The 4,319-nt window shown below is 76.0% G+C and carries 4 protein-coding genes and 1 pseudogene; 2 read left to right on the forward strand and 3 right to left on the reverse strand.

All coding sequences use genetic code 11. The annotated features are described in order from the left end of the window. Positions 1 to 130 precede the first annotated feature (130 nt). Positions 131 to 1,168 (forward strand): rod shape-determining protein, encoded by a 1,038-nt coding sequence (locus V7E45_RS39010; protein WP_333779031.1) that lies wholly within the window; start codon positions 131 to 133, stop codon positions 1,166 to 1,168. Positions 1,169 to 1,360: 192 nt separating this feature from the next. On the opposite strand, the gene V7E45_RS39015 is transcribed toward V7E45_RS39010, so the two are convergent. Next, on the reverse strand, positions 1,361 to 2,305 hold the full coding sequence (locus V7E45_RS39015; protein ID WP_333779032.1) for a sensor histidine kinase: 945 nt from the start codon (positions 2,303 to 2,305) through the stop codon (positions 1,361 to 1,363). Next, on the reverse strand, positions 2,302 to 2,697 hold the full coding sequence (locus tag V7E45_RS39020; protein ID WP_333779033.1) for an STAS domain-containing protein: 396 nt from the start codon (positions 2,695 to 2,697) through the stop codon (positions 2,302 to 2,304). Before V7E45_RS39020 ends, V7E45_RS39015 begins: the two co-directional genes overlap by 4 nt. A 164-nt stretch (positions 2,698 to 2,861) precedes the next feature. Here V7E45_RS39020 and V7E45_RS39025 point away from each other — a divergent pair, with 164 nt between their 5' ends. Further along, positions 2,862 to 3,557: an ANTAR domain-containing protein gene (locus tag V7E45_RS39025; RefSeq protein WP_333779034.1), complete on the forward strand. Its 696-nt coding sequence runs from the start codon at positions 2,862 to 2,864 to the stop codon at positions 3,555 to 3,557. A 257-nt stretch (positions 3,558 to 3,814) separates the two neighbouring features. On the opposite strand, the pseudogene V7E45_RS39030 reads toward V7E45_RS39025, so the two are convergent. Beyond that, positions 3,815 to 4,319 (reverse strand): annotated as a pseudogene (locus V7E45_RS39030) (serine/threonine-protein kinase); the annotation flags it as partial.

Consider the following 4,319-nt stretch of genomic DNA (forward strand, 5'->3'; position numbering starts at 1 on the left):
CCATTCAGCGGCACCCCGCCCGGCCCCCTCCAGAAGGCGCACGACCTTCACCCGGCAGCAGGATCTAGAGGAGGAAGAGGCCCGCCAACCGGTCGGCCGCCCAAGGCCTGCGCACTCGGGAGGATCCGCCGTGACCGTCAGTCTGGAGCAGCTGCGCCGCTGCCATTTCGCCGTCGACCTGGGCGCGGCCCGCACCCGGGTGTACGTGAAGGGCGCCGGTCTGGTCGTGGACCAGCCCTCGGTCGCGGCCGTGAACATCCGTAACGGCGCGCTCATCGCGGTCGGCGAGTTCGCCGAGCAGATGACGGGGCGGACGCCCGACTACATCAGGGTGGTCCGGCCCGTCGCCGGTGGCACGGTGGTCGACATCGAGATGGCGCAGCGCATGCTGCGGCACCTGCTCGGCGACAGGATGCGCCGCACGCTGCGCCGCAGGCCGCGGCTGCGCGCCGCCGCCTGCACCCCGCACGACGCCGACCCGCTGGCCCAGCGGGCGACGATCGAGACGCTGGTCGGGCTCGGCGCGCGGCGGGTGGAGCTGGTGGACACGCTGATCGCCGCCGCCGTGGGGTGCGGACTGCCCGTGGAGCGGCCCGAGGCGTCCATGATCATGGTGTGCGGTGCGGCCGCCACCCAGGTCGCCGTGCTCTCCCTGGGGTCCATCGTGACCGCCCAGCGGATTCCGGTGGGCGGCGAGGCCGTCGACCACGCGATCGTGCAGCACCTGCGGCACGCGCACGCGCTGATGCTGCCCAGCCAGTCCGTACGGCCGTTGCAGATCGCCCTGTCCGGCAACGGGCTCACCGAGCAGGGGCCGGCCTCGACGGAGATCCACGGCCGGGACGTGGCCACCGGGCTCCCGCGCAGCGTGCGGGTCGACACCGCCGCCTTTCGCAACGCCATCCAGACCCCGCTGACGGCCGTCCTGGACGGGATCGGGAGGGTGCTGCGCGAGTGCCCGCCCGATCTGGTGGCGGACCTCGCGGACCGCGGGATCGTGATGGTCGGCGGTTCGGCCCGGTTGCCGGGGCTGGACGAGATGCTCCGCGAGGCGACCGGCGTTCCGGTGCACATCGCCGAGCAGCCGGACCTGTGCGCGGTCCAGGGGCTCGGCGCCATGCTGGAGGGCCAGGTCGAGCCGCTGGTCCTGGACCCGCTGGCCGCCTGAGCGCACCGCCCGGACCGGCGGGGCCCGGACACCGCCCCCGGCACGCGGCCCGTCGCTCCCGAACGCGCGGCCGGACAGCCGGGGCCCGCAGCCGGCCCCGGCCCCCGCCCAGTGCTCCCGAGCACGTAGGCCGGACCGGCGGAACCCGGACACAGCCCCCGCCCCCGGCACCACCCGGTCCGTTGCGCCGGTTCAGGGGGTCACGTGCGCGCGGACGGTCGTGCCGTCCGCGCCGGTGTGCGTCAGCACCAGGTCGGCCACGAGGTTGACGAGGAGCAGGCCGCGGCCGCCGCGCTGGTCGCGGACGGCGGGGCGGCGGCCGGCCAGCGGGTCGGTCAGCCGCCCCCGGTCGCGGACCTCGCACCGGACCTGCCCGCCCTCGGCCCACACCGTGAGCACGCCGCTGCCGCCGCCGTGCACCACGCTGTTGGTGGTCAGCTCGGCGGTGATCAGGGTCAGGTCCTCCAGCCGCAGGCCGGTGAGGCCGAGCCGGGCGGCGTGCTCGGTGGCCAGGTGCCGGACGGCGGAGAGGGAGCCGGCGTCGAAGGCGGCGGCGAGCAGGCCCGGGCCCGCGCCGGGCGCGGGGGGCAGCGGCCGGTTGTAGCGGGCGACGACTCCCTCGGGGTCGTAGGCGGTGCTGGGCCGGTGCCCGTCACAACCGGCCGGGATCACGACCGGGTGGGTGGCGTGCGCGTCGGCCAGGGCCCGCTCGTCGAGCCGGGCGGTGTCGTAGGGGCACAGGATCGTCACCTCGCGCCCCTGGAACGCGCTGTTGATCAGCGCCTCGTGCTGCGCGCACGCCGGGTACTCGGCCGGGTCTCGGTCCGCCCAGACCGGCTCGCCGACGATGTGCACGCGCCGGCCGGACGGCTGGGTGTCGGCGAAGGCCCGCAGCACGCCGGGGATGATCCGGCCGGGGTTGCGACCGGCCTCGCGCATGTCGAGGAACCGTACGGCGCCGGCGTCCGCGCCCAGGGCGTCCCGGACGAGGCGCAGGTTCTCGCCGGGCACGGCGACCGCGACCGGTCCGCCGGCCTCCAGCGCGGCGCGGACGAAGGGCACGGTGCCGGCGAGGTACTGCCCGGCGTCCGCGTAGAAGAGGGCGGGGTGCACGAAGGGTTCGGCGGTCACGGTCATGACGCCGTCACCTCGATCGCCGGGAGCCCCGGCCACAGCAGGCCCAGCATGCGCGGCAGCGCGGGCGGCGGCCGGTCCAGCACCAGCCGCCGCGCGCCGAACCGCCGGGCGGCGTCCGCGAGGGCGTCGGCGCCCGCGACGTCCACGAAGGCCAGCGCGGCGAGCTCCAGGTGGTACACGCTCCCGGCGTGGCGGACGGCCCGTTCCAGGACGCCCTCCCAGATGTGACGCGTCGGCAGGCTCACCTCACCGGCCGCCCGGACCCCGGCCCGCCCGGTCAGCGCGACCACGTCGAGCCGCGGGACCGAAGGTCCCGGCACCAAGGGCGTCGGCGCCCCGGGTCCCGGCACCGGGGCCACCTCCGGCGGCCGCACCGGCTCCGGCACGTTCACCCCGTCTCCCCCTCGCACGTCGGCACGCAGGTGATCGCGCGCATCAACAGTCGGCACAGGTCCCTGATGCCCCGGATCCGCCGTCTCTCCCCTCCTTTGCGTGTAGCCGTGTACACACAGGGCAGGCGAGGGGGCGAGCCACGGGGGCCGACGGAGGGGGAGACATGACCTCAGCGGCACGAGCACCGCACGGCGGGCGGCTGGACGCGCTGGTCGTCGGCGGCCGGACGGAGGAGGGCCGGGCCCTCCTGGAGGCGCGCGGCGAGCTGGTCCGTGGCTGCACGGACACGCTGTCGGCGGCTCTCGCCGCCCTCCCGGCGGGCATCACGGGGATCGAGCTCGACATGTCCGGGGTGTCCTTCATGGACACGGCGGGTCTGGAGTTCCTCGACGCGCTGGCCGAGCACGGCCGCCTGCACGGCATACCGGTCTCGGTCTCGGGCTGGTGGGGCCAGCCGCGCCGGGTCCTGGAACTGGTCGGCCTGGACGTCACCGACCCGCTGGGCACCGCGCTCGCGCCCGGCTCCCGCGACCGCACCGCCTCAGCGGTGGCCCTCGAACGGGCGGAACTGCTGCGGGAGCTGGGCGAGGAGATCGAGCAGCTGCGGCACGCGATCGACTCCCGCCCGGTGATCGACCAGGCGCGCGGCATCCTGATGGCCGCCCACGGCTGCGGCCCGCAGCGGGCCTGGGACATCCTGCGGGAGGCTTCGCAGACATCCAACACCAAGCTGCGCGAAGTGGCCGCGGCGGTCACCGCGAGCACCGTCCCCGAGGGCCCCGTGCCGCCCGAGGAGCTGCGGACGGCACTGCGCGCGGCGGTGGCCCGCCACGCTCCGCCGTCCGGCGACGGGCGGTGACGGTCAGTACGGCAGGATGCGCCCGGAAGGCGTCCTGCGGTCGATCTCCTGCCCGCGCGGGGCGGCCGGCCGGCGACTCACACGTACCCGGATCCGTCGGTCCATGACGCCCTCCTCAGTCGGGCACCGCCCGCGCGGCGGTGGTCCGTAGGAGGTCCGTGCCCAGGACAAGGCATGTCCAAGCCAATGCGGCAGCAAGTCTTGACCCGTGAACGGCTGTTGGCGAAACGGCTTGACGGACCCGGGCGGACGGTGCGTCACCGGTGGGAGAGGTACCGTCCGAGCACGGGGTCGAGCCGGGCGATCCACTCGGTGAGCCGGGCCGAACGGCGGGCGTTCAGCTCGCAGTCGTACACACCGCCGTCCCACAACTGGACGGTGACCGTGAGCCGGCCGCCGCGCGTGGCGGGCGTCCGCCGCACGCCGGCGATCTCCGCCCACTCGAAGTCCGCCGCGACCCCGCCGAGTTCGAGGATCACCCCAGCCGCGTTCACGACGACGCGGGCGTCGCCGTCCTCCAGCACCACCTCCGGCGCGCCGTACGGCACGGGCGGCCCGAACCCGTACCCGGCCTGCGGCGGAACCGGGGGCGCGGGCGGCAGGTGCGGCGGTGTGGCGGGCGCCGGGGAGGTCACCGCGAGGTGCGGCGGCGTCGCCGAGGCCGCGGGAGAAACGGCGAGATGCGGGGGCGTCGCCGAGGCGGGAGGCGCGGCGAGGTGCGGGGGCGTCGGGTGCGCGGTGAGGTGAGGCGGGGTCGAGGGG

The organism is Streptomyces sp. IBSBF 3136 (assembly GCF_036815105.1).
Lineage (GTDB): Bacteria > Actinomycetota > Actinomycetes > Streptomycetales > Streptomycetaceae > Streptomyces.

What these genes read in the sequence shown, in the direction of transcription:
- V7E45_RS39015 (WP_333779032.1), bottom strand. Translation starts at nt 2,305, where the DNA reads ATGACCGTGACCGCCGAACCCTTCGTGCACCCCGCCCTCTTCTACGCG.
- V7E45_RS39025 (WP_333779034.1), top strand. Translation starts at nt 2,862, where the DNA reads ATGACCTCAGCGGCACGAGCACCGCACGGCGGGCGGCTGGACGCGCTG.